At 62.9% G+C, this 26,214-nt stretch carries 29 protein-coding genes and 2 pseudogenes; 18 read left to right on the top strand and 13 right to left on the bottom strand.

All coding sequences use genetic code 11. The annotated features are described in order from the left end of the window. Positions 1 to 104 (bottom strand): annotated as a pseudogene (locus tag NKI25_RS13660) (cysteine synthase A); the annotation flags it as partial. A 613-nt stretch (positions 105 to 717) separates the two neighbouring features. Here NKI25_RS13660 and NKI25_RS13655 point away from each other — a divergent pair. Beyond that, positions 718 to 882: a DUF3309 family protein gene (locus tag NKI25_RS13655; protein WP_023677107.1), complete on the top strand. Its 165-nt coding sequence runs from the start codon at positions 718 to 720 to the stop codon at positions 880 to 882. 266 nt (positions 883 to 1,148) lie between these two features. Here the strand turns inward: NKI25_RS13655 and NKI25_RS13650 are convergent, their stop codons facing one another. Then, positions 1,149 to 1,346 carry a hypothetical protein gene (locus NKI25_RS13650; protein ID WP_292655400.1) on the bottom strand — a complete coding sequence of 66 codons (198 nt, stop codon included), beginning with the start codon at positions 1,344 to 1,346 and terminating at the stop codon, positions 1,149 to 1,151. Positions 1,347 to 1,903: 557 nt separating this feature from the next. Between NKI25_RS13650 and NKI25_RS13645 the strand changes: the two genes are divergently transcribed. Together NKI25_RS13645 and NKI25_RS13640 are read left to right on the top strand one after the other, a co-directional pair. Continuing rightward, on the top strand, positions 1,904 to 2,578 hold the full coding sequence (locus NKI25_RS13645) for a Crp/Fnr family transcriptional regulator (RefSeq protein WP_502897372.1): 675 nt from the start codon (positions 1,904 to 1,906) through the stop codon (positions 2,576 to 2,578). 169 nt (positions 2,579 to 2,747) lie between these two features. After that, a complete protein-coding gene (locus NKI25_RS13640; protein ID WP_254815759.1) occupies positions 2,748 to 3,275 on the top strand; it encodes a YciE/YciF ferroxidase family protein in 528 nt (175 codons plus the stop codon). A 137-nt stretch (positions 3,276 to 3,412) separates the two neighbouring features. Here NKI25_RS13640 and NKI25_RS13635 read toward each other — a convergent pair whose 3' ends face one another. Together NKI25_RS13635 and NKI25_RS13630 are read right to left on the bottom strand one after the other, a co-directional pair. Beyond that, positions 3,413 to 4,411 (bottom strand): ATP-dependent DNA ligase, encoded by a 999-nt coding sequence (locus NKI25_RS13635; protein WP_352998590.1) that lies wholly within the window; start codon positions 4,409 to 4,411, stop codon positions 3,413 to 3,415. A gap of 30 nt (positions 4,412 to 4,441) precedes the next feature. Beyond that, positions 4,442 to 4,609, bottom strand: a complete 168-nt coding sequence (locus tag NKI25_RS13630; RefSeq protein ID WP_352821621.1) for a hypothetical protein — start codon at positions 4,607 to 4,609, stop codon at positions 4,442 to 4,444. 226 nt (positions 4,610 to 4,835) lie between these two features. Here NKI25_RS13630 and NKI25_RS13625 point away from each other — a divergent pair, with 226 nt between their 5' ends. Continuing rightward, on the top strand, positions 4,836 to 5,540 hold the full coding sequence (locus tag NKI25_RS13625; protein WP_352746795.1) for an MgtC/SapB family protein: 705 nt from the start codon (positions 4,836 to 4,838) through the stop codon (positions 5,538 to 5,540). 103 nt (positions 5,541 to 5,643) lie between these two features. Beyond that, positions 5,644 to 6,905 (top strand): annotated as a pseudogene (locus tag NKI25_RS13620) (DUF763 domain-containing protein). Between the two features lie 10 nt (positions 6,906 to 6,915). Here the strand turns inward: NKI25_RS13620 and NKI25_RS13615 are convergent. From NKI25_RS13615 to NKI25_RS13590, 6 genes are all read right to left on the bottom strand, one after another. Further along, entirely contained in the window at positions 6,916 to 7,359 is a 444-nt protein-coding gene (locus NKI25_RS13615) for a PPC domain-containing DNA-binding protein (RefSeq protein WP_352637306.1), read from the bottom strand. A gap of 24 nt (positions 7,360 to 7,383) precedes the next feature. Then, positions 7,384 to 7,536 carry a peptide ABC transporter permease gene (locus NKI25_RS13610; RefSeq protein WP_352457805.1) on the bottom strand — a complete coding sequence of 51 codons (153 nt, stop codon included), beginning with the start codon at positions 7,534 to 7,536 and terminating at the stop codon, positions 7,384 to 7,386. A gap of 201 nt (positions 7,537 to 7,737) precedes the next feature. Next, the gene (locus tag NKI25_RS13605; protein ID WP_023677097.1) at positions 7,738 to 9,453 is read right to left on the bottom strand and encodes an HAD family hydrolase; all 1,716 of its coding nucleotides are present in this window, start codon (positions 9,451 to 9,453) and stop codon (positions 7,738 to 7,740) included. A gap of 4 nt (positions 9,454 to 9,457) precedes the next feature. After that, on the bottom strand, positions 9,458 to 10,429 hold the full coding sequence (locus NKI25_RS13600) for an SDR family oxidoreductase (protein ID WP_023677096.1): 972 nt from the start codon (positions 10,427 to 10,429) through the stop codon (positions 9,458 to 9,460). A gap of 62 nt (positions 10,430 to 10,491) precedes the next feature. Then, positions 10,492 to 11,589 (bottom strand): FAD-dependent oxidoreductase, encoded by a 1,098-nt coding sequence (locus NKI25_RS13595; RefSeq protein WP_352588836.1) that lies wholly within the window; start codon positions 11,587 to 11,589, stop codon positions 10,492 to 10,494. A 9-nt stretch (positions 11,590 to 11,598) separates the two neighbouring features. Further along, positions 11,599 to 11,862 carry a hypothetical protein gene (locus NKI25_RS13590; protein ID WP_352998589.1) on the bottom strand — a complete coding sequence of 88 codons (264 nt, stop codon included), beginning with the start codon at positions 11,860 to 11,862 and terminating at the stop codon, positions 11,599 to 11,601. Between the two features lie 261 nt (positions 11,863 to 12,123). On the opposite strand from NKI25_RS13590, the gene NKI25_RS13585 reads away from it, so the two are divergent. Genes NKI25_RS13585 through NKI25_RS13525 form a run of 13 tightly spaced genes read left to right on the top strand, consistent with a single transcriptional unit; the run spans position 12,124 to position 23,994 of the window. Continuing rightward, positions 12,124 to 12,780 carry a cytochrome c3 family protein gene (locus tag NKI25_RS13585; protein WP_502897371.1) on the top strand — a complete coding sequence of 219 codons (657 nt, stop codon included), beginning with the start codon at positions 12,124 to 12,126 and terminating at the stop codon, positions 12,778 to 12,780. Further along, complete coding sequence (locus NKI25_RS13580) at positions 12,764 to 15,751, top strand: TAT-variant-translocated molybdopterin oxidoreductase (RefSeq protein WP_352998588.1); 2,988 nt, start codon at positions 12,764 to 12,766, stop codon at positions 15,749 to 15,751. Before NKI25_RS13585 ends, NKI25_RS13580 begins: the two co-directional genes overlap by 17 nt. Next, positions 15,744 to 17,111 (top strand): NrfD/PsrC family molybdoenzyme membrane anchor subunit, encoded by a 1,368-nt coding sequence (gene nrfD / locus NKI25_RS13575; protein WP_023677090.1) that lies wholly within the window; start codon positions 15,744 to 15,746, stop codon positions 17,109 to 17,111. Before NKI25_RS13580 ends, nrfD begins: the two co-directional genes overlap by 8 nt. Next, positions 17,108 to 17,635, top strand: a complete 528-nt coding sequence (locus NKI25_RS13570) for a DUF3341 domain-containing protein (protein ID WP_023677089.1) — start codon at positions 17,108 to 17,110, stop codon at positions 17,633 to 17,635. Before nrfD ends, NKI25_RS13570 begins: the two co-directional genes overlap by 4 nt. A gap of 2 nt (positions 17,636 to 17,637) precedes the next feature. After that, positions 17,638 to 18,171 (top strand): c-type cytochrome, encoded by a 534-nt coding sequence (locus tag NKI25_RS13565; RefSeq protein WP_023677088.1) that lies wholly within the window; start codon positions 17,638 to 17,640, stop codon positions 18,169 to 18,171. Beyond that, on the top strand, positions 18,168 to 18,812 hold the full coding sequence (locus NKI25_RS13560) for a hypothetical protein (RefSeq protein ID WP_352975387.1): 645 nt from the start codon (positions 18,168 to 18,170) through the stop codon (positions 18,810 to 18,812). The genes NKI25_RS13565 and NKI25_RS13560 overlap by 4 nt, the downstream gene beginning before the upstream one ends. After that, positions 18,809 to 19,315 (top strand): hypothetical protein, encoded by a 507-nt coding sequence (locus tag NKI25_RS13555; RefSeq protein WP_352588824.1) that lies wholly within the window; start codon positions 18,809 to 18,811, stop codon positions 19,313 to 19,315. Before NKI25_RS13560 ends, NKI25_RS13555 begins: the two co-directional genes overlap by 4 nt. Beyond that, on the top strand, positions 19,308 to 19,760 hold the full coding sequence (locus NKI25_RS13550; RefSeq protein WP_352588821.1) for a hypothetical protein: 453 nt from the start codon (positions 19,308 to 19,310) through the stop codon (positions 19,758 to 19,760). Before NKI25_RS13555 ends, NKI25_RS13550 begins: the two co-directional genes overlap by 8 nt. Then, on the top strand, positions 19,757 to 20,506 hold the full coding sequence (locus NKI25_RS13545; protein ID WP_352577676.1) for an SCO family protein: 750 nt from the start codon (positions 19,757 to 19,759) through the stop codon (positions 20,504 to 20,506). The genes NKI25_RS13550 and NKI25_RS13545 overlap by 4 nt, the downstream gene beginning before the upstream one ends. Beyond that, a complete protein-coding gene (gene coxB, locus NKI25_RS13540) occupies positions 20,503 to 21,474 on the top strand; it encodes a cytochrome c oxidase subunit II (protein ID WP_352588818.1) in 972 nt (323 codons plus the stop codon). The genes NKI25_RS13545 and coxB overlap by 4 nt, the downstream gene beginning before the upstream one ends. After that, positions 21,471 to 23,108: a cytochrome c oxidase subunit I gene (gene ctaD, locus NKI25_RS13535; RefSeq protein WP_023677083.1), complete on the top strand. Its 1,638-nt coding sequence runs from the start codon at positions 21,471 to 21,473 to the stop codon at positions 23,106 to 23,108. Before coxB ends, ctaD begins: the two co-directional genes overlap by 4 nt. Continuing rightward, a complete protein-coding gene (locus tag NKI25_RS13530) occupies positions 23,105 to 23,743 on the top strand; it encodes a cytochrome c oxidase subunit 3 (protein ID WP_352588812.1) in 639 nt (212 codons plus the stop codon). The genes ctaD and NKI25_RS13530 overlap by 4 nt, the downstream gene beginning before the upstream one ends. After that, complete coding sequence (locus NKI25_RS13525; protein ID WP_023677081.1) at positions 23,740 to 23,994, top strand: cytochrome C oxidase subunit IV family protein; 255 nt, start codon at positions 23,740 to 23,742, stop codon at positions 23,992 to 23,994. Before NKI25_RS13530 ends, NKI25_RS13525 begins: the two co-directional genes overlap by 4 nt. Positions 23,995 to 24,041: 47 nt before the next feature. Here NKI25_RS13525 and NKI25_RS13520 read toward each other — a convergent pair whose 3' ends face one another. The 3 genes from NKI25_RS13520 to NKI25_RS13510 all read right to left on the bottom strand — a co-directional run bounded on the left by NKI25_RS13520 (position 24,042) and on the right by NKI25_RS13510 (position 26,208). Further along, on the bottom strand, positions 24,042 to 24,329 hold the full coding sequence (locus NKI25_RS13520) for a hypothetical protein (protein ID WP_352449563.1): 288 nt from the start codon (positions 24,327 to 24,329) through the stop codon (positions 24,042 to 24,044). 212 nt (positions 24,330 to 24,541) lie between these two features. After that, entirely contained in the window at positions 24,542 to 24,724 is a 183-nt protein-coding gene (locus NKI25_RS13515; RefSeq protein ID WP_352684404.1) for a hypothetical protein, read from the bottom strand. A gap of 83 nt (positions 24,725 to 24,807) precedes the next feature. Further along, on the bottom strand, positions 24,808 to 26,208 hold the full coding sequence (locus tag NKI25_RS13510) for a phospholipase D family protein (protein WP_352998587.1): 1,401 nt from the start codon (positions 26,206 to 26,208) through the stop codon (positions 24,808 to 24,810). Between the last annotated feature and the right edge of the window lie 6 nt (positions 26,209 to 26,214).

Raw genomic sequence — 26,214 nt, 5'->3', positions numbered from 1 at the left:
GGCTTACGCTTCTTCAGCACCTGGCCGACGCCGGTGATGGTGCCGCCGGTCCCGATGCCGGCAACGAAGATATCGACTTCGCCATGGGTGTCGTTCCAGATTTGCCGCAGTGGTTGTCGTTCACCGTCGGCGCCATCGTGCCCGGAGCCTTGCCGGTCGCATCGGGCAGAGCCCCCTGCGGGCCCGGCGGGCAATTCCGGTCGGCATTCGAATTCGTCGTTGAGAAATCGCGAATGCTATTGGTGATGGTCGAATCCGTGCCGGTGTCAGGGCCGCCATTATCCGGGACTACGATCGTCCGCCCGCTACCGTCGGCAGCGGCTCCGGAAGGGTCGCCGACGTTCTGCGCCATCGCTGACGTAGCCAGACCGATCGTAAGCGCCGAAGCTGCGAGAATTTTCGTGAGCATGATGCTTCTCCTTTTTACGAGGGTCGTCGCGTTGCGACTACGAAAACAACCGTTCGGGCGAGCGAAGGTTCCGACAAATCTCCTATGAATTCAGCATGTTCTCAGGTGTTCAAGGTGGCCGCCATGCCATTCTCCGCGGGCACGCATCTGTGGACTTTTCTAACGGCACAGCCCGGCATTTTGCTCGCCGCATGAGCGTACGCCTTACCGTTCCGCCGGAACAGGAATGCTTCTTGCGAGTTCATACCTTTGTACAATGCGACGCGCTGATGCGAATGGCGGCAGCGCAAACAAGGAGAGCAGACATCATGGGCCTTGGAACCATTCTCATCATAATCTTGGTCCTTGCCTTGCTTGGCGGCTTCAGCGGCTTGGGCGGCGGACCGTTCTATGGCACCGGCTATTACGGTGGTGGCGGCCTCGGCCTGGTGCTGCTTATCGTCATTATCCTGGTCCTGCTTGGGCGCATTTGATGCACGTCGCGCAAAAGTGTGCAGCGGTTTTGTGATAGCGACATGCATAAAACAGGAACCTAAAGCGCATCGCATGAGGCCGGTCGAACGCGACGCGCCTTAGTGTCCGCTCACGACAAAAACGCCTGCCGCTTGGCAACAAGCGCCGGGCGTTTTGTCGTGAAGAGACGAGATTTCCAAGATCCTTGGCCAACCAGGATCCTTGGCTAAAAACGGCGACCCGGTCCCGAACCTTTCGGCACCGAGGACACCACCATAGCAGCAGCTTAGTGTTGGCGATCGGCGGCCAGCGCTTCTTTCAGATCGGCGCTGAGCACACCCTCGTTGAACAGCGACATGATACGGGCGGCCAACCGCTCGCGGACAGGACTGTCGTCCGCAACACCCAACTCACGGCAGCAGTCGTCGAGCGCTTTTTTCAGCACGCTCAGTTCGGCTGGAGTTGCTGCACCTTGCATCGACATGCCATCCTCCCTTGAAAAAGGGCGAAAGCGCGAAGCGTCTTTCAAGCGTCCACTCGCCATGTCTGTGTGGACGACTCCAATTCAATTAGCGCCGCTCTCGTCCAAACTCAATGTACGGAAATTACCAAACAGACAGTTTGGGAACGACTGCCTTGCACCTGCATTGTTGCTGCGATCCAACCCACCCCTCATTTGGATCATTGGGCGTAGCCCACGACGCCCGAATGGAGCCCGTTGCATCCCTCGCGACGGGCTCTTTCGCGCCGGACATTCCCAATTGTTGTTTTCGTACCAAGCGGTCTTTGGTACGTTTCCAACTCTAATTTTCAGTCGGATGGTTTCGTAGGCAAGCGGCAGGAGAAACTGCCGTACATCGATTCATTTTTTATTTAGTAGGCCCCATACTTTTCAGTGCCTATATGAGCGTTATCGTTCGCAGGTGATACCGGGCGCGGACGGCTGGGAGATCAAAAAGCTCTTGCCCTGTTTTGGGCCAAGCTATGTCTGATCCAGCAATTTCCAACAAAAGCCTATACAAAAACAAACTGTTGGGCCGGATGAGCGCCGACGATTTCGCATTTCTCGAGCCGCACCTCGAGCGCTGTTCGCTGGAGTTGCGGCAATCGCTCGAGGTGTCCGGATCGCCGATCGAGGCCGTCTATTTCTTCGAGGACGGCATCGGTTCGGTGGTTGCGAAAATGCCGAACGGCAGCGATGCGGAAGTTGGCCTTGTCGGCTTGGAAGGTATGACCGGCTCGGCCCTGATAATGGGCGACGACCGTACGGTCCATGATTGCTATGTGCAGCTGGCGGGAGAAGCCGCCAGGATCGACGCCGAGCCGTTCAAGGCGGCGCTGACGCAAAGCCCGACGCTGCGGCTGTTCTTGCTGCGCTACGTGCAATATCTGCATGTCCAGACTGGCTATACCGCGCTGGTGAACGCGCGATCGAAACTTGAAGACCGGCTGGCGCGCTGGCTGCTCATGTGTGACGATCGGGTGGACGGCGGCCGGCTGACGATCACTCACGAATTCCTGTCGATCATGCTTGGCGTAAGACGTCCGGGTGTCACGGTCGCGCTGCAGCTGCTCGAGGGGCGAGGGCTCATCCGGTCCCGCCGCGGCGAAATTATCATTCGCGATCGCGATGGTCTCGTCGCACTGGCGGATGGCGGCTACGGCCTGGCCGAGGCCGAATACATCCGCCTGGTGGAGCATATCGGCGAGCGCTGACGGCGCTTTCCTGGCCGATTGCTGCCGCAGGTCGAGGCCCCTTGCGACACTACACGGCGGGTCGGAAAAATTTTCAAAGCTCCCGGACCGTCAGGGAACTTGTTTCCCGTCGGAGGGTTATGGGACGCCTCTACTTTGCGAGGCGGCACCAACCATTCGGGAGAGGATCATGGCGACCACGAAAAAGGCCGCGAAGGCGGCAAGCAAGGGCCTTGAGGATCTGTTCCTCGACGGGCTCAAAGACCTCTACTACGCCGAGAAGAAGATACTGAAAGCGCTGCCTAAAATGGCCAAGGGCGCGGAGTCGGAAGAAGTGACCGCCGCCTTCGAGAAACACCGCATGGAAACCGAAGGACATGTCGACCGCCTGGAAGAGGTGTTCGAGAAATTCGGCAAGCCGGCCCGCGGCAAAACCTGTCCGGCGATTGACGGAATCATCGAAGAGGGCTCGGAAATGCTCGAGGAGTATAACGGTGCTCCCGCGCTCGACGCCGGGCTTGTCGGTGCGGCGCAAGCCGTCGAGCATTACGAGATCGCTCGCTACGGCACTTTGATCGCGTGGGCGGAAGAACTCGGCAAGAGCGACGTTGTCGAGCTGCTCAGGGCAACTCTCAAGGAAGAGGTCGCGACCGACGAAGCGCTTTCCAAGCTCGGCGAAAGCGGTGTCAACGAACGCGCAATGCAAGAAGCCGCTTGATTTCAAAACCGCAACCGAGCCTCGGAAATGGTTGCCAAGGCTCGGTTGGCCGCGGCGAACCGGTGAAATTCTGCATTGGTCCGTCATGAACGGTAGAGCGGGCAGCAAGCGCCTTGAAGCGGTGCCTCGGATCGGACTTACTCGATCTGCTCGAACGTGCATTGCCGGGGCTCTTTGTCCGGCCGCCAGCGCAACAGCTTGGTTCCATGCCGGAAACGGTCGCCTGTCACATGGTCGAAACGAACCTCGACCACCAGTTCAGGCTTTATCGGTTCCCATTGTCCGCTGCGCTCCGTGCTCCAGCGGCTTGGCCCGCCGGGCGCCTTGCCGGTGAAACCCGGTTTGGCCCGCAATTTTTCCAGCCGCCTGGTCAGCGCCGCCCTGTCGTCCTTGCCGATGGTCGAGGTGAACCCGACATGGTCCAGCCTGCCTTCGTTGTTGTAGAGGCCGAGCAGCAGGGATCCGACTTCGTTGCTGCCGGCGAGATAGCGAAAGCCGCCGACCACACAATCCGCAGTGCGCAGCCGCTTGACCTTGACCATGGCGCGCTCGCCGGGCCGGTATGGCCCGGCGATCAGTTTTGCAACGACACCGTCGGTCGAGCCATGGCCGGAGCCCTGCAGCCAGCGCTCGGCGGCAGCGGCATCGTGCGTGCATTTGGACAGGCGCAGTTCGGGCCGTGCCGCCGACGCGACAAAGGCCTCAATCGCCTGCCTCCTGGTGGTGAGAGGCTCTTCGGTGATGATCCCGCCGCCGGGTTCGGCCAGCATGTCGAACAGGACCAGCATGGCGGGCGTCTCGAGGCTCAACTTGCGGATCCTGCTTTCGGCGGGATGAAGGCGCATTTGCAGGGCCTCGAATGAAGTCGATCCGTCGACCTCGATGACGATCTCGCCGTCGACCACAAACTGTCGCGACCTCACATCGCGCAGCACCGCGACCAGTTCGGGAAAATAGCGGCCAAGCGGCTTGCCCGATTTTGCACGCAGATCGACGGCATCGTCGCCCTTGAACACGAGGCAGCGAAACCCGTCCCATTTCGGTTCGTACTGCCAAAGCCCGTCGCCGCCAGGAATTGCGTCGGCGGCTTTGGCTTCCATCGGACGAAGGTCGAGCGGCAACGGAAATGCGGTCATGGCTGGTCCGCGCCGCCGCTGAGGCATTCGCTACCGTCGCCGGCCATTCCCCTGTGCCCCGCCTTGCCGTCTCGACACCTTGCGGCCGGTTTGCTCGGGCGAAGGCGACAGCGGATCAACCTCGTCGGTCCCGCCGATCTCCTTGGTGATGCGATAGGCCAGATAAGCGACGGCTCCGGCAAGCAGCAAGCGGACCATGACTGCAAATCCTTCGTTGGTGTGAACCCACCAACCCGCAGGCCGAAGGTTTTGTTCCGCCGCTGCCCATCGCCGGGGTGAATCGTCGGCGGCGCAACCAAAATCCAAGCGCATCGTTTGTTGCTTATCGACGAAAAGAATTTGCGATGAAGACGCTCTTGCCCTTGTTCGCTTTGACCTTGGCGCTATTCCTGGCCAGCAGCGCTTGGCCTGACGGGTGAACGCGATGCTCCTCGTTGTTCCGGTCTGGCAGGACATCGCGGCACGACTGCTTCTGACCGCGCTCGCCGGCCTGTTGATAGGCCTCAACCGCGAGGCGCGCGGGCACGCGGCGGGGCTACGCACCACCGTGCTGGTCGGATTGGCCGCCGCCATCACAATGATCCAGGCCAGTATTCTGCTCGAGACCGTTGGCAAGCACCCGGATTCGTTTGCAACGATGGACGTCTTGCGCTTTCCGCTGGGCGTGTTGACCGGCGTCGGCTTTATCGGCGGTGGCGCCATTCTTCGCCGCGGCAATCTTGTCAGCGGCGTCACCACGGCGGCCACGTTGTGGGTGATGACGGCGATCGGATTGGCTTTCGGTGGTGGCCAATACGGCTTGGGCGCGGCCGGCACGGCGCTGACGCTGGCCACCTTGCTGGTCCTGAAATGGGTGGACCTTCGAATGTCGCGCGAACACCATGCCCAGTTGGCACTGACGTGGAAGGCCGCGGCTCGACAGGAGCTCGATACGCTCATCGGGCCGCTTGGCTACCAGGCACGCCTCGTCGCAATAGAGAGGCGCCCAGATCTCAAGGACCCTGTGTTCTCGTTCGAGATCAGTTGGAGGCGGCCCGACACTGGCGCACCGCCAATGGATCTGCTGGCATCGGTGGGCGAGCATTGCGAGATCCAGAAGTTTGATCTCCTCAGCGAACCTGCCCGCTAGCTGGCGGCTTGCAACGATCGCGGCCTGAATCAGGCCATAGCTTCTCCACACCCCTTTCGATACCTATCTGTCGAGGCAGGACTCAAGGAGCAAGCAAAAGAGCGTGGCACAGCGATCGGGAAGTGCTGATCTCCCACTTCACGGCGGACGCGTGCCGAAATGGCTCGGCGACCGCATGACGCGGCTTGGCGCGGTCATGTGCGAGGCGATCATCCACCATTACGGCCGCGATGAATTGCTGCGCCGGCTGGCGCATCCGTTCTGGTTCCAGTCCTTTGGCGCCGTGATGGGGATGGACTGGCACTCTTCCGGCATCACCACCAGCGTCGTCGGAGCGTTGAAGCGCGGCCTGTCGCCGCTTTCCGGCGAACTCGGCATCCACGTTTGCGGCGGCCGCGGCGCGCATTCGCGCAAGACCCCGCACGAGCTTGCCCTGATCGGCGAGCGTGTCGGCCTCGACGGGCAAGGCCTCGCGACTGCCAGCCGGCTTGTCGCCAAGGTGGACAGCGCCGCGGTCCAGGACGGTTTCGATCTCTATCTGCACGGCTTTATCGTCACCGACGACGGCAAGTGGGTGGTGGTGCAGCAGGGCATGAACGGCGACAGCAAGGTGGCGCGCCGCTATCACTGGCTGTCCGAAGGCCTGAAGAGCTTTGTCGACCAGCCGCATGCTGCCATCGAGGGCGCCAACCAGGGCGAGATCGTCAACCTGACCGACCGGCGCGCTGAAGCGTCGCGCCAGGGACAACTGGACCTTCTGCACGACCTTGGACCGGATCGCATCGTGAGGGAGCTTGCCGCTTTGGAGCGGGGTTCGGCGCCAGCGCCGGAGCCGGCACAAAAGCTGCTGCCGCATCTGGTGATGCCGGCGCACCACGATGTGCGCGAAAGCGACGTCGTCATGCGCCGCCTGCACGGCAACATCGCGGCGGCGGCCGAGCGCGGCCCGACAGATTTCGCCGGGCTTCTCCTGGTGCCCAATGTCGGCGCGCGCACGGTGCGGGCGCTGGCGCTGGTCGCCGAAGTCGTGCATGGCGCGCCGTGCCGTTTTTCCGATCCAGGCCGTTTCTCGCTGGCGCATGGCGGTAAGGACAGGCACCCGTTCCCCGTGCCGCTGAAGGTCTATGACGAGACGATCGGCGTGCTGAAGTCGGCTGTCCAGAAGGCCAGGCTCGGCCGTGACGAAGAGATCGGCGCGTTGCGGCGGCTGGACGACCAGTCGAGGCAGGTCGAGCGCTATGTCACCGGCCCAAGCCTGAAGGAAATCGTCGCCGGGAGTTCGAGCAATCGCATCTGCTCGGCGGCCGCAGCGTCTTCGGTTGGGAGGTCGTACCCGAAACGGCCGCAGTCAAATCAACGAAGTGATCGGCTCGGATCAAGCCTCCAAGTCGATCAGGGCGACGCCGAGTTCGGGACGGTGCCTGCGGCGCAGATGGCCAGGCGTCTCCACCAATGTGACCTCGAGCGTCGGCCGCACGATGCCGTCCAGCAGATGACCGCCCCTCGTGGTGCCGTCACTCAATCCAAGGACTGCGTGGACGTGCAGGCTGGGCTTGCCGTCGTCGCCGATAGCAACATCGCCGATCGCGCTCAGCACTTCGCACTGTTCCCGGACGGGGATTTTCCGGTAGGTCCTTTCTCCAGGGTCGAACCAGCCGACGGTTGCGCTTTCGAAAGCGCCGAGCGCGGTCAGCGACGCGCCGCCGACGCCACGGTCGACTGCAAATGACGTCAGCTGCGCAAACGCCTCTTCGCCGGGATCAAGCACAACGACGAACGTTCTCTGTCCGGCGCTTTCGGCAACAAGCTGTGATTTCATGATTTCGCTCCAGCCGTCAGGAATTCAAATCCACCACACCAGCAATGCCAGCAAGACGAGACCCACTAGGCCGGCGATGAAAATGATCCGGCGCGCCCGCGTCCGCAGGATGATCTCGCCCTGCCGCGCCTGTTCCGCTGAAAAGACAGGACCATCCTTGTCCCGGTCGTTGCTCATCCATCGTCTCCTTTCGAGCAATTATTCAGCATTGAATAGATCTGGCGCCCGATAGAACACAATTTCGTTTGGCGGATGAGGTTCCACGATGGACCATCGACGGTTGGAACTGACTGGGACTCGGCCGTCTGCCGAGGTGGGACGGAGATCGACCACGAGGTGAACCCAGCCGGCTTGGGACCGGCTGGGCGCCGTTTGCATCTATTCCTTCGGCGCGGTCGCGGGCGCGGTATAGCGGCGGCGCACCGCGTCCAGGACGTGCTTGCGGCTCTCCTGCGCCGAAAGTGTGCCGTCTTTCTCCGCTTCGGCGGTTTCGCGCGCCAGTTCCTTGTCCCTGATCTGGTGGCGAAACCATTCGGAATAGTCGCCGGCGCGCAAATGATGTTCCCAGGTCCTGTCGTCGATGCCCTCGGCGATCTGGGCGAAAATCATCAGATTATGGGCGCGGAGGTTCATCGCATTGTCGGGGCCGCGGAAATAGAAGCTGCCCTTCTCGTCCAGCTGGCCCTCGGCATATTTGCGGCTGTGCCGCTTGAGCGACTGTCGCGGTTCGATCGGCTCGACCATGGCAGGTTTCTTGCGCGCCTGCGGCCGCCAGAACAGCACGCGCTCGTCTTTTGGAGAGTTCAGGTCCTTGTCCTTTGGCGGTTCGGTGCCGGTCTCGTGACAGAACGTCTTGATGACCTTTTTCGCCTTGGGGCCGAGTGCGATGACGGCGGTGACCAGCCGCAATGCCTCGGTTGAGATCGCGTCCGGATGAACCGTGATCAGGATCGTGCCCGGCAATTCCATGGCCAGCACCATTGGCGTGTCGTCGCGCCGCTTCGGCAAGAGGTGATGCGCCTCGTCGATGATCAGCCAGTGTGGTCGTGCCGTGCGGAAGCGAACACCGCCAAGGCCCGGCAGCAGGTCGGCAAAGAAGTCCGGCCGCTCGTTAACGCGCAGCGCCAGGCCATTGACGACCAGATTGTTGTCCGGCTTCTCCAGGAGATCGAGCAACTGCGTCTTCGTCGGCGCGTTCGAGCCGTCGCCCAGCCGGACGGCGCCTTCGAGACCGTCATAGTCGCCTTCCGGATCGAAGATGCAGAACTGGAACTTTCTCTCGACGAAGCGCTCCGTCAGTGCAGTCGCCAGGGTCGATTTGCCGATGCCGGAGCTGCCGGCGATCAGCACCGTATCGGTTGGCGACAGATACACCTCCTTGCCATCCTCCGAGCCAAGCAGAATGCCGTCGCGGTTCGGCACAAGCTCGCGATCGCGCTCGACCACCTTGGCGATCAGTTCCTCGACGCCTTTTCCGCGCGCGCCGCGTGTCACGAGATCCGCCGTATCCTTGACTGCCGGCAGTGCGTTGTCGACGGCCACGCTGAAGCCGCAGGCGCGCAGGAAGGCGTGGTCGTTTTCGGCGTCGCCGACACCGACGACGTTGTGCGGCGACAATCTGAGGTCCTGAAGCGCGGCTGTCAGCCCGGTCGCCTTGTTGATGCCGCTGGGCAGGATCATCACCGCGCCCTTGTTGAAGATGATTTCCAGCTCCAGCCCCAATTTCTTGATGACCTCGAGCGCGGTAGCCTGATGCGGTTCCCAGGTTGCGACGATCGAGCGTCCGACCGAAAGCGGTTTGACACCGCGTTTCCTGAGTTTGGCGATGAACTCGGGGGCGGGCGGCGGGGATATCGTCCGCTCCTCCTCGCTGGCCGGCGTGTAGATCAGCGCCCCGTTTTCCGCGACCACCTTGTCGAAGATCGCGACTTCGGGAAAGACGCGTTTCAGGTCGGGCAGCTCGCGCCCGGTGACGAGAATGAGTTTGCGGCCGCTCTTCTTGAAGCGTTCAAGCGCCGCAAGCGTCTTCTCGGCAACGACCCCTTCATGCGCCAGCGTGCCGTCATAGTCAGTGGCCAGGGCAATGAAATACATGCCGTCAGTAGCCGCCCACGATCGGCAATATCTCGCCGGTGATGTAGCTCGAGCAGTGTGGCGAGGCGAGGAACACGTAGGCCGGCGCGATCTCCTCCGGCTGGGCCGGCCGTTTCATCGGCGTATCGGCGCCAAATTTCGAAACATCGCCGGCTTCCTTGTCCGAGGGGTTGAGCGGCGTCCAAACCGGGCCTGGCGCCACGGCGTTGACCCTTATGCCCTTGTCGACAAGGTTGCCTGAGAGCGCGCGGGTGAAGGCATGAATGCCGCCCTTGGTCATGGAGTAATCGACCAGTTGCTTCGAGCCCTCGATGCCGGTCACTGAACCGGTATTGATGATCGCCGAACCGGGTTTCATGTGCGGCACGGCCTCCTGCGCCATGTGGAAATAGCCGTAGAGGTTGGTCTTCAGCGTCGTGTCGAAATGCTCCTCGGTCAGCTCGCTGAAATCGCTGGAGTGGATCTGGAAAGCGGCGTTGTTGACCAGCACGTCGATCCGCCCAAACTCCTGCACGATCTCAGCCACCGCGTTGTGGCAGTGGTTGCGTTCGCTGACGTCGGCCTTGATCAGGATGCAGCGCCGGCCTTCCGCTTCGACGGCCCTTTTGGTATCTTTGGCGTCCCTATCCTCCGAGAGATAGACGATCGCCACATCGGCGCCTTCACGCGCATAGAGCACGGCCACCGCACGGCCGATGCCTGAATCGCCGCCGGTAATGACGGCCACTTTGCCGTCGAGCTTTTTCGATCCGATATAAAATGGCGCATCGTAAAGCGGCGCCGGCTCGATCGCCCATTCATGGCCCGGCTTCGGCTGGTGCTGCTCGGGGAAGGGCGGCTCCGGATATTTGCGGGCGCCGGCCTGCATGGCGCCTTTTTGCTTGCCATTGGATTTGGACTTGTCCTTCTCGTCGATACGGCGCTGGATATGCCGCTGCTTGGCGGCCTCGCCGGCGATTTCCGATTTTATCTGCATGGTCATCTCCCTGGCTTGAAACCCAACAACGCATGTCCAGCGAAAAGGTTGATGCGACCACGTCATTCCTTGAGCCCGGCGACACGCTCCAGCAGCGGCCGTTGCAGCAGCGGCAGATGGCCGACGACGCTGAAGGCCGCGTTCCTGACGCCTTGCATGATGCCGTTGTCCGATTGGGCCAGCGAGAGGATGCGCTCGCTGAGCGTGATCCACCGTTGCCCCACCGGGTGGCGTTCGCTTGTGTAGCCGGCAAGCGTGCCGTCGACGAAACGCCTGGCGAATGACGCGGCGTCCTCGATGCCGAGATTCATGCCGCGCGCGCCCAACGGCGAATTCACATGCGCGGCATCGCCTCCCAGGAAGACGCATGCGGTTTGATAACGCGGCGCCTGTCGTACCGGAATATGGAAGCGGTCGGTCCCCAACAACCGCGTGATCCGGTAATTGCCGGGGATGCGGGCCAGCGCATCCTCGGTGTTGGAGACCGCGCGATGGCGCTTCTCGCCGATCGGGATGATGAAACCGACGTCGCCGTTCCTGTGAAGAAATGCGTGGGCGGCCATCGGCTCATAGGGCCAATCGTCGATGTCGGCGTCGGCAATGCTCCATTGCCGCCGATGCGTGTAGCCATCGAAGCCGATGCTCATGGCATCACGCACCGTGCTTTGCGCACCGTCGGCTCCGAAGATAAGGTCGAAACTTGCCTCGTCACGGCCGTCTGGCGCCTCGATCCGCACCTCGGCCCGACCTTTGTGCTCGGCCATGCCGACAAATGTGCTTCGCCATTCGACGTCGATGCCAAATCCCTTGAGCGTATCGGTCATCAGCGATTCGGTGTCGCGCTGCGGCAGCGACAGCAGAAAATTATGGCGGTGCGGCAGGATCGAGAAATCGATCTCGCCGAGCGCTCGTCCTTCGAAGTAGAAACGGGCTCGGCGAATTTTCAATCCTTCGGCGAGCAATCGGGCAGCGACTTTGGACGGTTCAAGGATGTCGAGGCTGTGCGAACTGATGCCGACCGCCTTGGCGAGCGGCGTCGGGCCTTCCTTGCGGTCGATGATGCGAGGTGCAATGCCGCGCCTTGCCAGTTCGACTGCCGCCGTCAGCCCGGTCGGGCCGGCGCCGACGATCAGGATGGAAGCGTCCCGCGAAGCCGTCATCGTCTGGCGTCAGCTTTTAGGCAATGCGTAGGCAATGACGTCGTCGCCGATCCTGGTCTCCATGAAATGGTGTCCGCCGGGTGCAAGTGTCGCCAGCCAGGTCAGGACATAAAGCCATACACCGGCGGCATTGCCGGCAAGCAGCAGGCTGCCGGCGGCCAGCAGGGCGATCCCGGCGGGCAGATAGTACCAGGATCCGCCCAGCGCGATCAGCCAGGCACCGCCCCCTCCGATCGGCAGGCCGAGGATCGTCAGCAGCGCGCCGACGAACATCGTCCACCAGAAGGCAACGCCGGACCGGCGGCGAATGGGATGGGGTGGGGGATGGTCATGATGCTTATCCGGGTGAAACAGAACGTGACCTCATCCGAACGTATGGAGGGTTCGATGGTTTCCGGTCACCCCGACCTGATGGGCCAGGGCGGGGTAACCATTCTGTGATCTCCGCTGCTCCAGCCGGAACTTACCCACGCAGCCTTAGTTAGGCACTTTGGGGGGTGAATACGGTTTGCTGGATGCGAAATCGGCGAGGGGATGCCGCAGGTCTTTTCAAGGAGTGCCAACGGCATTTCACGCTTCGCTCTGTGGGGCGCGTGTTTCATGGCGATCTTTGCGGCTCTCGGCGGTACCGCCGTCTTGCGTTCGGACTTCGTCACCGGCGTTGGCCGGCCGTTGGCGCAACCAGTGCCGTTCAGCCACAGGCACCATGTCGGCGAGCTCGGCCTCGATTGCCGTTATTGCCATAGCGGCGCCGAGACTTCGTCATCGGCGGGTCTGCCGGCGACCGAGGTGTGCATGACCTGCCATTCGCAGCTGTTCACCAACGTGGACATGCTGGCGCCGATACGGGCAAGCCTTGCTTCCGGGCAGCCATTGCAGTGGCAGCGGGTGAACAGTGTCCCCGACTTCGTCTATTTCAATCATTCGATCCATATCGCTAAAGGCGTCGCCTGCGAGACGTGCCATGGCGAGGTCGACGACATGCCGCTGATGCGGCGGGCGCACGCACTATCGATGGAATGGTGCCTGGCATGCCATCGCGATCCCGAGCCTAATTTGCGTCCGCCGGAGGACGTGTTCCTGATGCACTGGAAGCCACCGGCCGGCATCGCCGAAATCCGCCGGTCACTCATCAGCCTTCTCGATATCCACCCCGAGACCATGACCGACTGTTATGTCTGCCACCGCTGACAAACCGATCGCGGCTCCAGACATGGCCGGCCTGCGCGAACGGCTTTCGCCCGGCCCGGAGCTGTGGCGAAGCCTCGACGAGCTCGCCGATACGCCGGAATTCCGCCGCTTCGTCGATGCCGAATTTCCCTCGATCGCCGAGCGCATCCCGCGGCTCGACCGGCGCACGCTGCTGAAGCTGATGGGTGCATCGCTGACGCTGGCCGGGCTTGCCGCCTGCAGCCGGGCCGAAGACATCCTGCCTTATATCCGCCAGCCGGAAAACATCGTTCCCGGCAAGCCGCTTTATTACGCGACCACGCTTTCGAGCGATGGCTACGGTATCGGTGCGGTGGTCGAAAGCCATGAGGGCCGGCCGACCAAGGTGGAAGGCAATCCCGACCATCCGGCCTCGCGCGGTGCGACGGACGCCATCATGCAGGCGGCGGTGCTGTCGCTTTTCGACCCCGATCGCTCGCGCATGCCGCTGAAACACGGCGAACCGGCGGCCTATGGCGACTTCCTTGCCGACATGGCCGAGCTCACCTCGCGGCTGGCCGGCTCAGGCGGTGCCGGCGCGGCGCTGCTGATCGAGGCGACGACCTCGCCCACCATGAAGGCGCAGCTCGAGGCGCTGCGCGCGCGCTACCCCAGGCTGAGGCTGTTCCAGCACGATCCCCTGGCAACGCCGTCCGGCGCCGAAGCCACGCAGACCCTTTTCGGCAGGGCGCTTGCACCGGTCTACCGGTTCGATCGCGCCGACGCGATTGTCAGTCTCGACGCGGATTTCCTGGGCGAGGGCCCCGGCCGTCTCGCTTACGCCCGTGACTTTGCCGCGCGGCGTCGCGTGCGCCGGGCGGACGATACGATGAGCCGGGTCTATGCGGTGGAATCGACGCCGACGATCACCGGCGCTGCCGCCGATCACCGCAGGCCGGTGCGGCCGAGCGAGGTCGAAGCCGTCGCCGCGGCGCTGAGCGCGGTGCTTGGCGGCGAAGCGGCGCCAAGCGCCTTGGCACTGGACCCGGCCTGGCTGGCTGCCACTGCGGACGATCTGAAGGCGGCCGGCCGCTCGGCGCTGATCGTGCCGGGCGTCCATCAAACACCGTTCGTCCATGCCGCGGCTCTTGCCATGAATGCGCGGCTTGGTGCGCTTGGCAACACCGTGGAACTGATCGAGCCGCCCGACGCGATGCCCATCGAGGGCGACCTCGCTGCACTTTGCCAGGCGATCGCCGCGCGAGATATCGACACCGTTGTCATACTCGGCGCCAATCCTCTCCACACCGCACCTGCGGGGTTCGATGTCCGCGACGTGTTTTCGCAGCTGAAGCTTCTTGTCCACTGGGGTCTCTACCGCGACGAAACCGCCTTCGCCGCACACTGGCATGTCCCTGCTGCGCATGATCTCGAAAGCTGGAGTGACCTGCGCGCCCATGACGGAACCGCGTCGATCGTGCAGCCGCTGATCAGGCCGCTTTACCAGGGGCGGGCGGTGCATGAAATCCTGGCCGTGCTTGGCGGTGAATTCGCTGTTTCTGCGCTGCCGCTCGTCCGCCGGACATGGGCACAAACGACTTGGGCGCAAGCACTGGACGATCCCGCGTGGCGAAAGGCGCTTCGCGACGGCTTTGTATCCGGAAGTGCCAGCACTCCAGTCGATGTTGCGATGCCGGCGGATTTGCGCGGCCTGAACCCGCGCGTCGAAGCGGCCAAAGGCGTCGAAATCCGTTTCGTCGCCGATCCCTGGCTGCGCGACGGACGCAATGCCAACTCGTCCTGGCTGCAGGAATTGCCGCGGCCACTGAGCAAGATCGTCTGGGGCAATGCAGCGCTGATATCGCCAGCGACGGCGGGGCGGCTTCAGGTGGAAAACGCCCGGGTCGTCAATATCGCCTCGAACGGCACGGACATCGATGCGCCGGTCTGGATCATGCCTGGCCATCCCGACGAGACCGTGACACTTGCTCTGGGCTTCGACCGGAAGCTCGGTTCGGTGGCAGCACTCGCCGACGGCCACGACGCGTACAGGCTGCGAAGCCTCGAGGCTCCCTGGATCGTCTATGGCGCCACGGTCGCGCCGCGGGACGGCAGTGCGCGGGTCATCACCACGCAACACCATCAGGCGATGGAGGGCAGGGCGATCGTTCGCCATGCCTCGCTCGAGGCCTTCCGCAAAAATCCACACTTCGTGCGCGACGGCGCCCCGCCCGCGCCAACCGGATCGCTCTATCCCGACTGGCAATACAGCCAGGAAGCCTGGGGCATGTCGATCGACCAGTCGGCATGCATCGGCTGCATGGCTTGCGTTTCTGCCTGCCAGGCGGAAAACAACATCGCCACCGTCGGGCCGGACGAGTCGGCACTCGGCCATGAGATGCATTGGCTGCGGATCGACCGCTACTACTCCGGCCCGCTCGACGATCCCGACGTCTTTTTCCAGCCGGTGCCTTGCATGCATTGCGAGAAGGCGCCGTGCGAGGTCGTCTGTCCGGTCAACGCCACCACCCACACCCATGACGGGCTGAACGCGCAGGTCTACAACCGCTGCATCGGCACGCGCTACTGCTCGCAGAACTGCCCCTACAAGGTGCGGCGCTTCAACTTCCTGGACTTCCAGGAATTCGACAAGGATGCGGCCGGACCGGAACAGGCCGCGCACAATCCAGACGTCAGCGTCCGTTCGCGCGGTGTGATGGAAAAATGCACCTACTGCGTCCAGCGCATTTCCGAAAAACGCATCAAGGCGCAGATCGAAAACCGCCACATCGCCGACGGCGAAGTGGTGACCGCCTGTCAGCAGGCCTGCCCGACACAGGCGATCGTTTTCGGGGACCTCAACAGCAAGGGCGCCGCTGTCGTGCAGGAAAAAGCAGCGCCGCAACACTACGCCTTGCTCGAGGACCTCAACACGCGACCCCGCACCACCTATCTCGGCAAGATCAGGAATATCAACGGCCGTCTCTCGCCAGGCGGGAAAGCCGATGGCTGAGGCTATTGCTGGAAAACCGGGCGCACTGCCCGTTCTGCGCGGCCGGCACGACCTTCCGGAGATCAGCGGCCGTATCAGTGCGATCGTCCTCGACGGCAGGCTGCCGCGCTATTTCTGGACCGCGTTTTTCGCCTGCTTCGTCTTCGTCCTCATCTTTCTCTATTCGATTACCTATCTGATCTCGGTCGGCGTTGGCGCCTATGGCGTCAACATTCCGGTTGTCTGGGGCACGATGATTGGCAATTTCGTCTGGTGGATTGGCATCGGCCATGCCGGCACGCTGATCTCGGCGGTGCTTCTGCTTCTGCGCCAACCATGGCGCGCCTCGATCAACCGCTTTGCCGAGGCGATGACGCTGTTTGCCGTGGCAATGGCGGGGCTTTTCCCGATCCTGCATCTCGGCCGCCCGTGGTTCTTCTACTGGCTGCTGCCGCTACCCAACACGCATATGCATTGGCCGCAATGGCGCAGCCCACTGGTCTGGGATTTCGCGGCGATCGCCACCTATGCCAGCGTTTCGCTGATGTTCTGGTATATGGGCCTGCTGCCCGATCTCGCCGTCCTGCGCGACCGGGCGAAATCGCGCCCGGCGCAGCTGTTCTACGGGATACTGGCGCTCGGCTGGCGCGGTTCGGCCTTTCATTGGGCGCGCTACCAGACGGTCTATTTCCTTATGGCGGCACTGGCCACGCCGCTGGTCGTCTCGGTGCATTCGATCGTCTCGCTCGACTTCACCTTCGCCATCACGCCGGGCTTCCATTCGACTATCTTTCCTCCCTATTTCGTTGCCGGCGCGCTGCTGTCCGGCTTCGCCATGGTGCTTACCATCGCCATCCCGCTGCGCTGGGCGTTTTCGGTCCAGGATCTGATCACGCTGCGGCACATGGACAATGCCGCCAAGCTGATGATCGCCGCCGGCATGATCGTCATCTACGGCTATGCCTCCGAGGCTTTCTTCGCCTGGTATTCGGGCGAAACCTATGAGCGCACGATGATGTGGCAGCGCGCCTTCGGACCCTATGCGCCGCTGTTCTGGACCATGCTCGCCTGCAACGGCGCTGTTTTGCAATTGCTCTGGTTCCGGCGGGTGCGCCTCAACATGCCAGTGCTGTTCGCCATTGCCCTGATCATCAATGTCGGCATGTGGATCGAGCGCTACGTCATCGTCGTCACCGGGCCAAGCCGCGATTACCTGCCGTCGTCCTGGGGCGAACAATCACTGAGATGGCTCGACTTCGGCATCCTGTTCGGCTCGATCGGCACCTTCTTCGCATTGGTCTTCCTGTTCATCCGCGTCCTGCCGGCCATCACCATTTTCGAGGTCGAGGAGCTGGCCGGGGAGAGGGGCGGCGCAAGATGAGCCTTTACGGCGTCATTGCGGCTTTCGCCGATCCCGAAGCGCTGACCGAGGCGGTCCGCACCATGCGGGCGCGCGGCTACCGGCGCATGGACGCGTTCTCGCCGTTCCATGTGCATGGGCTGGCCGACATGCTCGGCATGCGCAAGACGCGCTTGCCATGGACCATCCTTGGCGGCGCCATCGTCGGCGCGGTGTTTGTCTATGGCCTGATCCTCTATTCGGTCGAGATCGATTTTCCGCTCAATGTCGGCGGCCGGCCGCTGCATTCCTGGCCGGCCTTTCTCGTCATCGCCTTCGAGGCCGCGATACTTGGCGCTGCGCTGGCCGCATTCTTCGGCATGCTGGCCGCCAATCGCCTGCCCGAATATTACCACCCGGTCTTCAACGCCACGAGCTTCACCTATGCGCGCGGCGGCAAGTTCTATCTGCTCGTCGAGGCCGCCGATCCGAAGTTCCGCAAGGGCGTGACCAAGGGCCAGCTGACACGGCTCGGCGCCGAAACCGTCGAGGAGGTGGAGGCGTGAACATGCGCACGATCCTGCTGTCGGCAGCCTTGCTGGTCGCCGGCTGCCGGCAGGACATGGAGGACCAGCCGCGCTACGATCCGCTCGAAAGCAGCAACCAGTTCGCCGACGGCATGTCGGCGCGGGCGCCGGTCGAGGACACGGTCGCACGCGATGCCGATCTTTCGCCGGTACCCGACACTTTTCCCTATCCGGTCACGATGATGCTGCTGCGGCGAGGCCAGCAACGCTTCGACATCTTCTGTTCGCCTTGCCACGGCCGCGCCGGCGACGGCCACGGCATGATCGTCGAGCGGGGCTTTCCGGCGCCGCCGACCTATCACCAGCACGCGTTGCGCAAGGCGAGCGACAGGCATTTCTACGACGTCATCAGCAACGGCTATGGCGCCATGTATTCCTACGCGGCGCGTGTCCCGCCTGCCGACCGCTGGGCGATCGTCGCCTATATCCGCGCCCTGCAATATTCGCGCGATGCACCAATTGCCGAGCTGCCGGAAAGCCTGCGTGCCGAGCTCAATGCGGAGCCGGATCGATGATGCGGGCGATGATGCGGCTTGCCACCGAACGTTTGATTTTGCCGGCGCTTGCCGTGGCCGCCGTCGGACTTGTGCTTTGCGCCACGGGATTGGCCTTCGACTTCAGAGCCATGTTGGCCGGCTGGCTGCCTGCGGCGCTCTTCCTGCTCGGCCTGCCGCTCGGCGCGCTGACCATCCTGATGGTGCATGGGCTGACCGGCGGCCGCTGGGGCGAGGCAATCCGCCAGCCGCTGCGCGCTCTCGTCGCGACGCTGCCGCTGGCGCTGCTTCTGCTGCTGCCGGTTCTGCTCAGGCTCGACCTGGTCGTTCCCTGGGCGAGTGCCGACGCGGCTGCATTGCCCGAGACGGTGCGCCAGAAATTCTCTTATCTGAACGTTCCGTTCTTTTTGCTGCGCTTTGCCGCCTGCGCCGCGATCTGGCTGGTGCTGGCGTGGCGCGTGCTCGACTGGACAACGACCGATAGCGGTCGTGGCAGCGCCGGCCGCGGCAAGGCCTATGCCGCTGGATTGATTGCGCATGGGCTGGCTGTGACGATTTTTGCCATCGACTGGATGCTCTCGCTGGAGCCGGAGTTCTCCTCGACCATCTATGCGTTGCTGGAAGCGTCGGCCGAAGTCGTCGGCGCTTACGCCCTGCGATGACGGTACTGTGTGTTAACCGCTCGATCGAGGTCATGGCGGGCGGCGAGGAGGATGTCGCGCTCAGCGAGGATTTGGCCAACATGCTGTTCGGCTTCGTGCTGCTGTGGACCTACCTGTCGTTCATGCAATGGCTGGTGACCTGGGGCGGCGACCTGCCAAACGAGATCCGTTGGTACCTCATCCGCAGCAGCAATGGCTGGCAGTATCTGCTCTGGCTGCTGATTGCGCTGCAATTCGCGGTCCCCTTTGCCGGGCTGCTCAGCCGGGATCTAAAGCGCAGCCATGCCGGCCTGCTGTCGATCTGCGGCATCGTGCTGGCTGGCCACTACGTCGATGTCCTTTGGCGGATCAGACCGCCGTTGGCGGACGGCAATGTGATCGCATTCTGGTACGATCTTGCCGCGCTGGCAGGAGCTGGCGGCCTCTGGCTTGCGCTGCTGCTTTTCGTGCTTGGCCGGCCGGACCGGATCGCCCTCTGGTGCCGGAGGCCGGTCCATGGCTAGGGCAGCCCGCCATCCCGAAACGCGCGACGTCTGGCCGGGCGCGCTGCTTGCCTTCGCGGCCGGCCTGCTGCTGCTCCTGGCCGCAACAGTCATCGTCCTCGGGCTCGTCTTCGACACCAGGCCGTTCGGGCCGCTGCCGGGGCCATCATCGGTCGGCAACCGGGCCAGTCCAGCCTTGCAGCGCTTTCCAGAAGACGACCTCGCTGCCTTCCGCAAGGCGGAGGAGCAGGAGCTGAACAAGGTCGGCTGGGTCGACCGCACCGCCGGCATTGCCCGCATTCCGATCGAGGACGCCATGTGGGCGATCGTCAGCCATGGTTTGCCGAACTGGGGGCAGCCGGCGCCGGCCGCCGGCGCCGACTGCGGATTGGTCGAGGCCGAGATACCACGCGCGCCACAGGCCGCTCGCTGCCGGACCGCGCCAGCCCAGGGAGGCCGGCCGTGAAGGCCTGGCTAACCGCTTTTTCCCTTCTCGCGGCACTGCCGGCCATGGCCTTCGCACGCCCGGCCTTCGATCCCGAGATCGGCGCGCAGCTCAGCCTCAACCGGGTGTTTCGCGATGCGTCCGGCGAGCAGCGCACGATCGGCCAAATGCTTGCCGGCCGGCCGGCGCTGCTGATTTTCGGCTACGACAAATGCCCGAACCTTTGTGGTGTGACCCAACAGGCGGTCGCCTCGGATTTGAAAAAGACCTCGCTCGACCCCGACACCTATCGCGCTTTGTTCGTCTCGATCGATGCCGCCGACACGCCCGAAGATGCGGGCGATGCGCAAGCCACGGTCGCCGCGGCGGCCGACGCGAGGAACCTGTCGGCGTGGCGGTTCCTGACCAGTGCCGACGGCGCCGGCGGCGCCCTTGCCGCGGAAGCCGGCATCAGTTTCGACACCCGCGCCCGGATCGACCAATTCGCCCATCCGATCGCGGTCATCGCGCTGACGCCAAAAGGCCGGATAGCGCAGGTGCTGCCGGCGCTGAGCTTCACGCCGCGCGATCTTGAGCTTGCCCTCGTCGAGGCATCTTCCGGCAGGCTCGGCTCGATCGCCGATCATGTCTTCCTGCTCTGCGCCGGCTTCGATGCGTCCAAGGGGCGATATACGCCGGCGATCTGGGCTGCGTTGAAGCTCGCCAGCATCGTGATGGTGGTGGGGTTGGCGACGGCCATACTGCTGGCGCGCGGGAGGCGGGCGTGAGCTTCGGCATCCGGTTTTTCCCGCAGGAAGCCTCGTCCATCGCAGGCAGCGTCGATGCCTTGTTCTACACATTGCTGGCTTTCGCAGGCGCGCTCGGCCTGTTCCTGACCGTTCTCGTTGTCGGCTACGCCGTCAAATATCGTATCGGCTCCGCAGCCGACCGTACCGGGGCGCGTGCCCGCAGCCTGCCGCTGGAGATGACGTGGACCATTGCCAGCCTGGTGATCGCCTTCATCTTCTTCGGCTGGGGCGCAGTCCTTTTTGTCCGGCGCGACCGTCCGCCACCGGACGCCGTCGAGATCGCCGGCCTCGGCAAGCAATGGATGTGGGAATTCCGCCATCCCGGCGGCCAGCGCGAGATCAACGAGCTGCACGTGCCGGTCGGCAAGGCGGTGGTGGTGTCGCTGGCATCACAGGACGTCATCCACTCCTTCTACGTGCCAGCCTTTCGGGTCAAGCAGGATGCCGTTCCCGGACGCACGGCCAATGTCTGGTTCATCGCCACGCAGCCGGGGCGTTATCACCTGTTCTGCGCCGAATATTGCGGCACGCAGCATTCCGAGATGGGCGGCTGGGTGACGGTGCTGGCGCCGGAGCAATATGCATCATGGCTCGGCAGTCAAGGTGAAGGCGAAAGCCTTGCCACGAGCGGCGGGAAACTGTTCCGCGCGCTCGGCTGCTCCGGCTGTCACGGCAATTTCAGCAAGGTGCGGGCGCCCGGCCTCGATGGGGTTTTCGGCCAGCCGGTGGCGTTGGCCAACCGGCAGACGGTCATCGCCGACGAACGCTATCTGCGCGATTCGATCCTTGTCCCGAACAAGGAAATCGCCGCCGGCTACCAGCCGGTGATGCCGAGCTTCGACGGTCTCGTTGACGAAGCCGAACTGCAGATGCTGATGGCCTATCTCAAATCCCTATCGCTCCAATCTCCCTCGTTCCCGGCGGCAAAAAACGAGGCGCCGCAATGAGCAGCGATTTGGCGTCGGCAAGCTATCTCGCAGAAGGTGCCGGGCCGCGCTCCTGGCTGCTGACAACAGACCACAAACGGGTGGCGTGGCTCTATTTCGTCTCGCTGACGGCCTTCTTCTTCCTCGGCGGAACCTTTGCCGTGCTGATGCGCATCGAGCTTGCGACGCCGGCCGGCGACCTGGTCTCCGACGATGTCTACAACCGGCTGTTTTCGCTGCACGGCATCATCATGGTGTGGTTCTTCCTGGTGCCGTCGATCCCGGCAACGCTCGGCAATTTCCTGCTGCCGCTGATGATCGGCGCGCGCGACCTCGCCTTTCCCCGGCTCAACCTGGCAAGCTGGTACGTCTTCATGTTCGGCAGCCTGTTCGCGCTCGCCTCGGTGGTTTTGGGCGGCGTCGACACCGGCTGGACCTTCTACACGCCGCTGTCGACGCTCTATGCCAACGGGTTTGTCTCGACCGCGGCATTCGGCGTTTTCATCGTCGGCTTTTCGACGATCATGACCGGCATCAATTTCATCGTCACCGTCCACACCTTGCGAGCGCCTGGCCTCACCTGGTTCCGGCTGCCGATCTTCGTCTGGACCCTGTACGCCACCAGCCTGGTGATGGTGCTGGCGACGCCGGTGCTTGCAGCATCGCTGATCCTCATCGTGCTGGAGCGCGTCTTCGGCATCGGCATCTTCAATCCCGACCTCGGCGGCGATCCGCTGCTGTTCCAGCATCTGTTCTGGTTCTACTCGCACCCCGCCGTCTACATCATGATCCTGCCAGGCATGGGAGTGGTCTCGGAAGTGCTGCCTTGCTTTAGCCGCCGGCCGCTGTTCGGCTACAAGGCCGTCGCCCTGGCTTCGATGGCGATCGCCGTCTTCGGCTTTCTCGTCTGGGGCCACCACATGTTCGTCAGCGGGCAGTCGGCCTATGCCGGCGTGGTGTTTTCGTTCCTGTCCTTCTGCGTCGCGATCCCATCGGCGATAAAGGTCTTCAACTGGAGCCTGACGCTGCGCAAGGGCGAAATCAGCTTCGAGACGCCGATGCTTTATGCGCTGTTCTTCCTGGCATTGTTCACCTTCGGCGGGCTGGCCGGCCTTTTCCTTGCCGCGCTCGCCATCGACGTCCACGTTCACGACACCTATTTCGTCGTCGCCCATTTCCACTACATCATGGTAGGCGGCATGGTGACCGCCTACATGGCAGGGCTGCATTTCTGGTGGCCGAAACTCACCGGCCGAATGTATTCGGAGGTTTGGGGCCGTATAGCCGCGGCTGTGACCTTCATCGGCTTCAACCTGACCTTTTTTCCGCAATATGTGCTCGGCTTTCTGGGCATGCCGCGGCGCTACCATACCTATCCGCCGGAATTCGCTTTCTGGCACATTCTGTCGTCGGCAGGCGCCGTGGTGCTGGCGATCGGCTATCTGATGCCGCTCCTCTACTTGGCATGGTCGCTGTTTCGAGGCGCGCAGGCGCCGGCCAATCCGTGGCGAGCGACCGGGTTGGAATGGCAAACAAGCTCGCCGCCGCCAGCGCATAATTTCGATCGCATGCCGACCGTCACCAGACCAGCCTACGACTATCCGATGAAAGGCCTGACCGAGAAACGGTCGGACCCGGTGGAGGATCTGGTTTGAAGTCACCGACGACAAGCATCGCCTTCGACCGGCCGGCTCGCGAAACGGCAGCCGACAGCTTTGCCATGTGGGTGTTCATCGGCTCCGAGGTGATGCTGTTCGGCGCCATCCTGCTCGTCTTCATGTTTGCCAGGTTGAGTTACGGCGACGCCTTCGCCGGCGCGGCGAAGCATCTGTCGCTGCCATTGGGCACCGCCAACACCGTCGTCCTGATCACCAGCAGTTTCGCTATGGCGCTCGCCCATATGTACACGGCCGCGCGGCGATGGCGCGCCGCTGGCTGGGCATTGGCTGCGACGGCGCTGCTCGGCGTCGTCTTCCTGGCGATCAAGGCGACGGAGTACGCCAGGGAATTCGGCGAAGGGCTGGCGCCGGTGCTCGGCGCACCTTTCATCTATAAGGGCCCGGATCCTGTTCATGCCGAATTCTTCTTCGGCCTCTATTTCGCGATGACGTCACTGCACGCCTTGCATCTGATTTGCGGCGTAATCGTCATCGGCGGCATCCTTGCGCTGTGGCCACGCACGATCGAGGCCAGCCGGTTCCGGCGCGTGCAGGCAATCGGCCTCTATTGGCATTTCGTCGATGTCGTCTGGGTCTTCCTGTTCCCCGTCCTCTATCTGATCAACAGATGAGCGAGTTCCGCAAACTCACGCTTGCTTATATCGGGCTTTTAGCCTTGCTGGCCCTGACCGTCGGCTCGTCCTTCCTCGCGCTCGGCGGCTTCAATTCGGCACTCAATCTGGTGATCGCCGCGGCCAAGACCGCCGTCATCGCCATCCTGTTCATGCATCTGGCCAGCGACGGCGTCCTGCCACGTCTTGCGGTCGCTGCTGCCGGGTTTTGGCTGATGATCCTGTTCGGGCTGACGCTGATCGGACAATAGGCCGAAGCGGCGCACCTCGTGATGCCTTGCCTGCGCTCGGACCGGCCTCATACGGCCCGCTTTTGCCCGGCCGCCAGCGTAGAAATCTTTTGGCCGTGGCCATTGAGTTGCCGGGCCTCGTCCTCGGCTGCGTCTTCGAGCTTGGCGACGAGCAGATCCTTGAGGTCGCCAACCTCTTCCTCGATGTCTTCGATGGGTACACCGGCATCGGCCGCCTCTTCCTTGCATTCCCTGGCGAGGATTTCCGCCTCCCTTTCAAGCTTGATCGGAGGCGGCGGCACATGAACGTTTTCGTGGATCCAGTCCTGCAAGAATTCTATCGCACTGTCACTCATGGCGCGCACCTATAGCGGCAACCCTGTAGTGCACATTAACGTACGTGCTGCAAAATGGATGCTTGGCAACGCCGGATTTCGAATAGCGATACTTGACGATAGCGTGATCGCCCTAGGGGCTAGAGCTTCTGCAGCCAAATCGGATTATCGGCGTCGCGGAAATGCGGCTAGCCAGACAGTTGGAGCGAGATCTAATTTGAAAGCATCCCGCCCTAAGACGTGTTGCGCCGCCGCGCCGGTGTTGCTCGATTCGGATCGCTTGTCGGCCGACCATCGTCATCGGCAGCAGCCGGTCGTGTCGGCCGCTCAGCGGCGCGGTCGACGCGCATTTTGCGTTTATGCGCCACCCAGAACGGCAAGAGCTCGGCAAGAAAACTGTATATCGTGGTCTTCATCGGCATGCTCCGGACAACGGTTACAACTCGTGTCCCGCATTTCCGTTCCGCCAAAGAGTTGCGTTCCGACAAATCCGTCGCTTCTATAATTGCGATTCGATCGGCAGGCAGCCAACCAACGCTGCAACGATGCGCCGATAGAGACTGGCCTCCGGTTCACGCGAATATTGCCGCATCTCGCCATCCGCCATGCCGAGCCAGCGCAAGGCGCCTTTGTCCAGGACCAGCTGGTAGCTCGTCTGCGGTGACTTTTCGTGCTCGAACAGCCGGCGCAACTCCATCACCAGATTGGCATCGTGGAAAAGCACGCCCATTTCCGCATTCAACGACACCGAACGCGGATCGAAATTGAAGGAACCGACAAACCCCAGCGTGTCGTCGACCGTAAAGGCCTTGGTATGGAGGCTGGCTCCCTTTGAGCCGAAAACGGAGATGTTGGCCTGGCGGTTGAAGGGTTGCAATTCGAAAAGCTGGATACCTTTTTTAAGCAGCTTGCGGCGGTATTTGGCATAGGCGCCGTGCACGGCGGCGACGTCCGTCGCGGCGAGCGAGTTGGTCAGGATTGCAACCTCGGCGCCACGATCCACCAGCTTCGACAGGATGGCCAACCCGGTGCGGCCGGGGATGAAATAGGGCGAGACGATTTCGAGCCGCTGTCTGGTCGCCGCGATAGCGGGAAGCAGCTCCTTGGTCAGCCAGTTCCTGCGCCGCTTGCCGCGCACCTTTTCCGGCGGATCGGAAATGACGCGAACGCCTTTCGTCCAGCAGACCTCGTTATGCGCCGCAATGAACTCCGTGATCGTGCGCCAGGCACTGAGGCTGTTCAAAAGCTGGCCGTCCATCGACGCATCGAGATTATCGAGGAAATCGGCGCGCGAGCCCACCGCAGCCGGGTTGAGCAGCTGGATCGGCTTTGCCGCCTCGCAATTCCAGAACGCCTCGAAGATCTGCATCGTCTGCCCAACGGCAGGACCGAGAAGCAACAGGTCGAGATCACGGAAATTTGTCTCCGCGGCGTCGAAATAGGCATCGCCGATATTTCTTCCTCCGACGATGGCCAGGCTCCCGTCGGCGATCCAGGCCTTGTTGTGCATGCGGCGGGTCATCGCAAACAGCCGGGCGACCATCTCCAGCGAGCGAAAGATGCTGCCGTTCCTCATGCCGCTGGGGTTGAACAGCCTCAGCTCGATGTTCTTGTAGCTGTTGAGCGCCAGGTAAGCGGCGTCGCTGTTGCGCGGATTTATATCGTCCAGCAGCATGCGGACGCGGACACCGCGCTCCGCCGCCTTGACGACCTCCTGCATCAGCAGCCGGCCGCTATGGTCGTCGTGCCAGAGATAGTACATCAGGTCGAGGCTGCTGGTGGCACTGCGCGCGGCAAGGATTCGTGCGGCAAACGCGTCATAATTGTCGGCGATCAGCACCAGCCCGCTATTGCCGGCAGCGATCTTGTCCCGGGCAAACCGCGAAATGGCTGTATCCATAAAGTG

Source organism: Mesorhizobium sp. M0808 (assembly GCF_040320025.1).
GTDB lineage: Bacteria > Pseudomonadota > Alphaproteobacteria > Rhizobiales > Rhizobiaceae > Mesorhizobium.
Note: the sequence above shows the minus strand (reverse complement) of the source record. Positions and strands in the feature narration are given on the sequence as shown.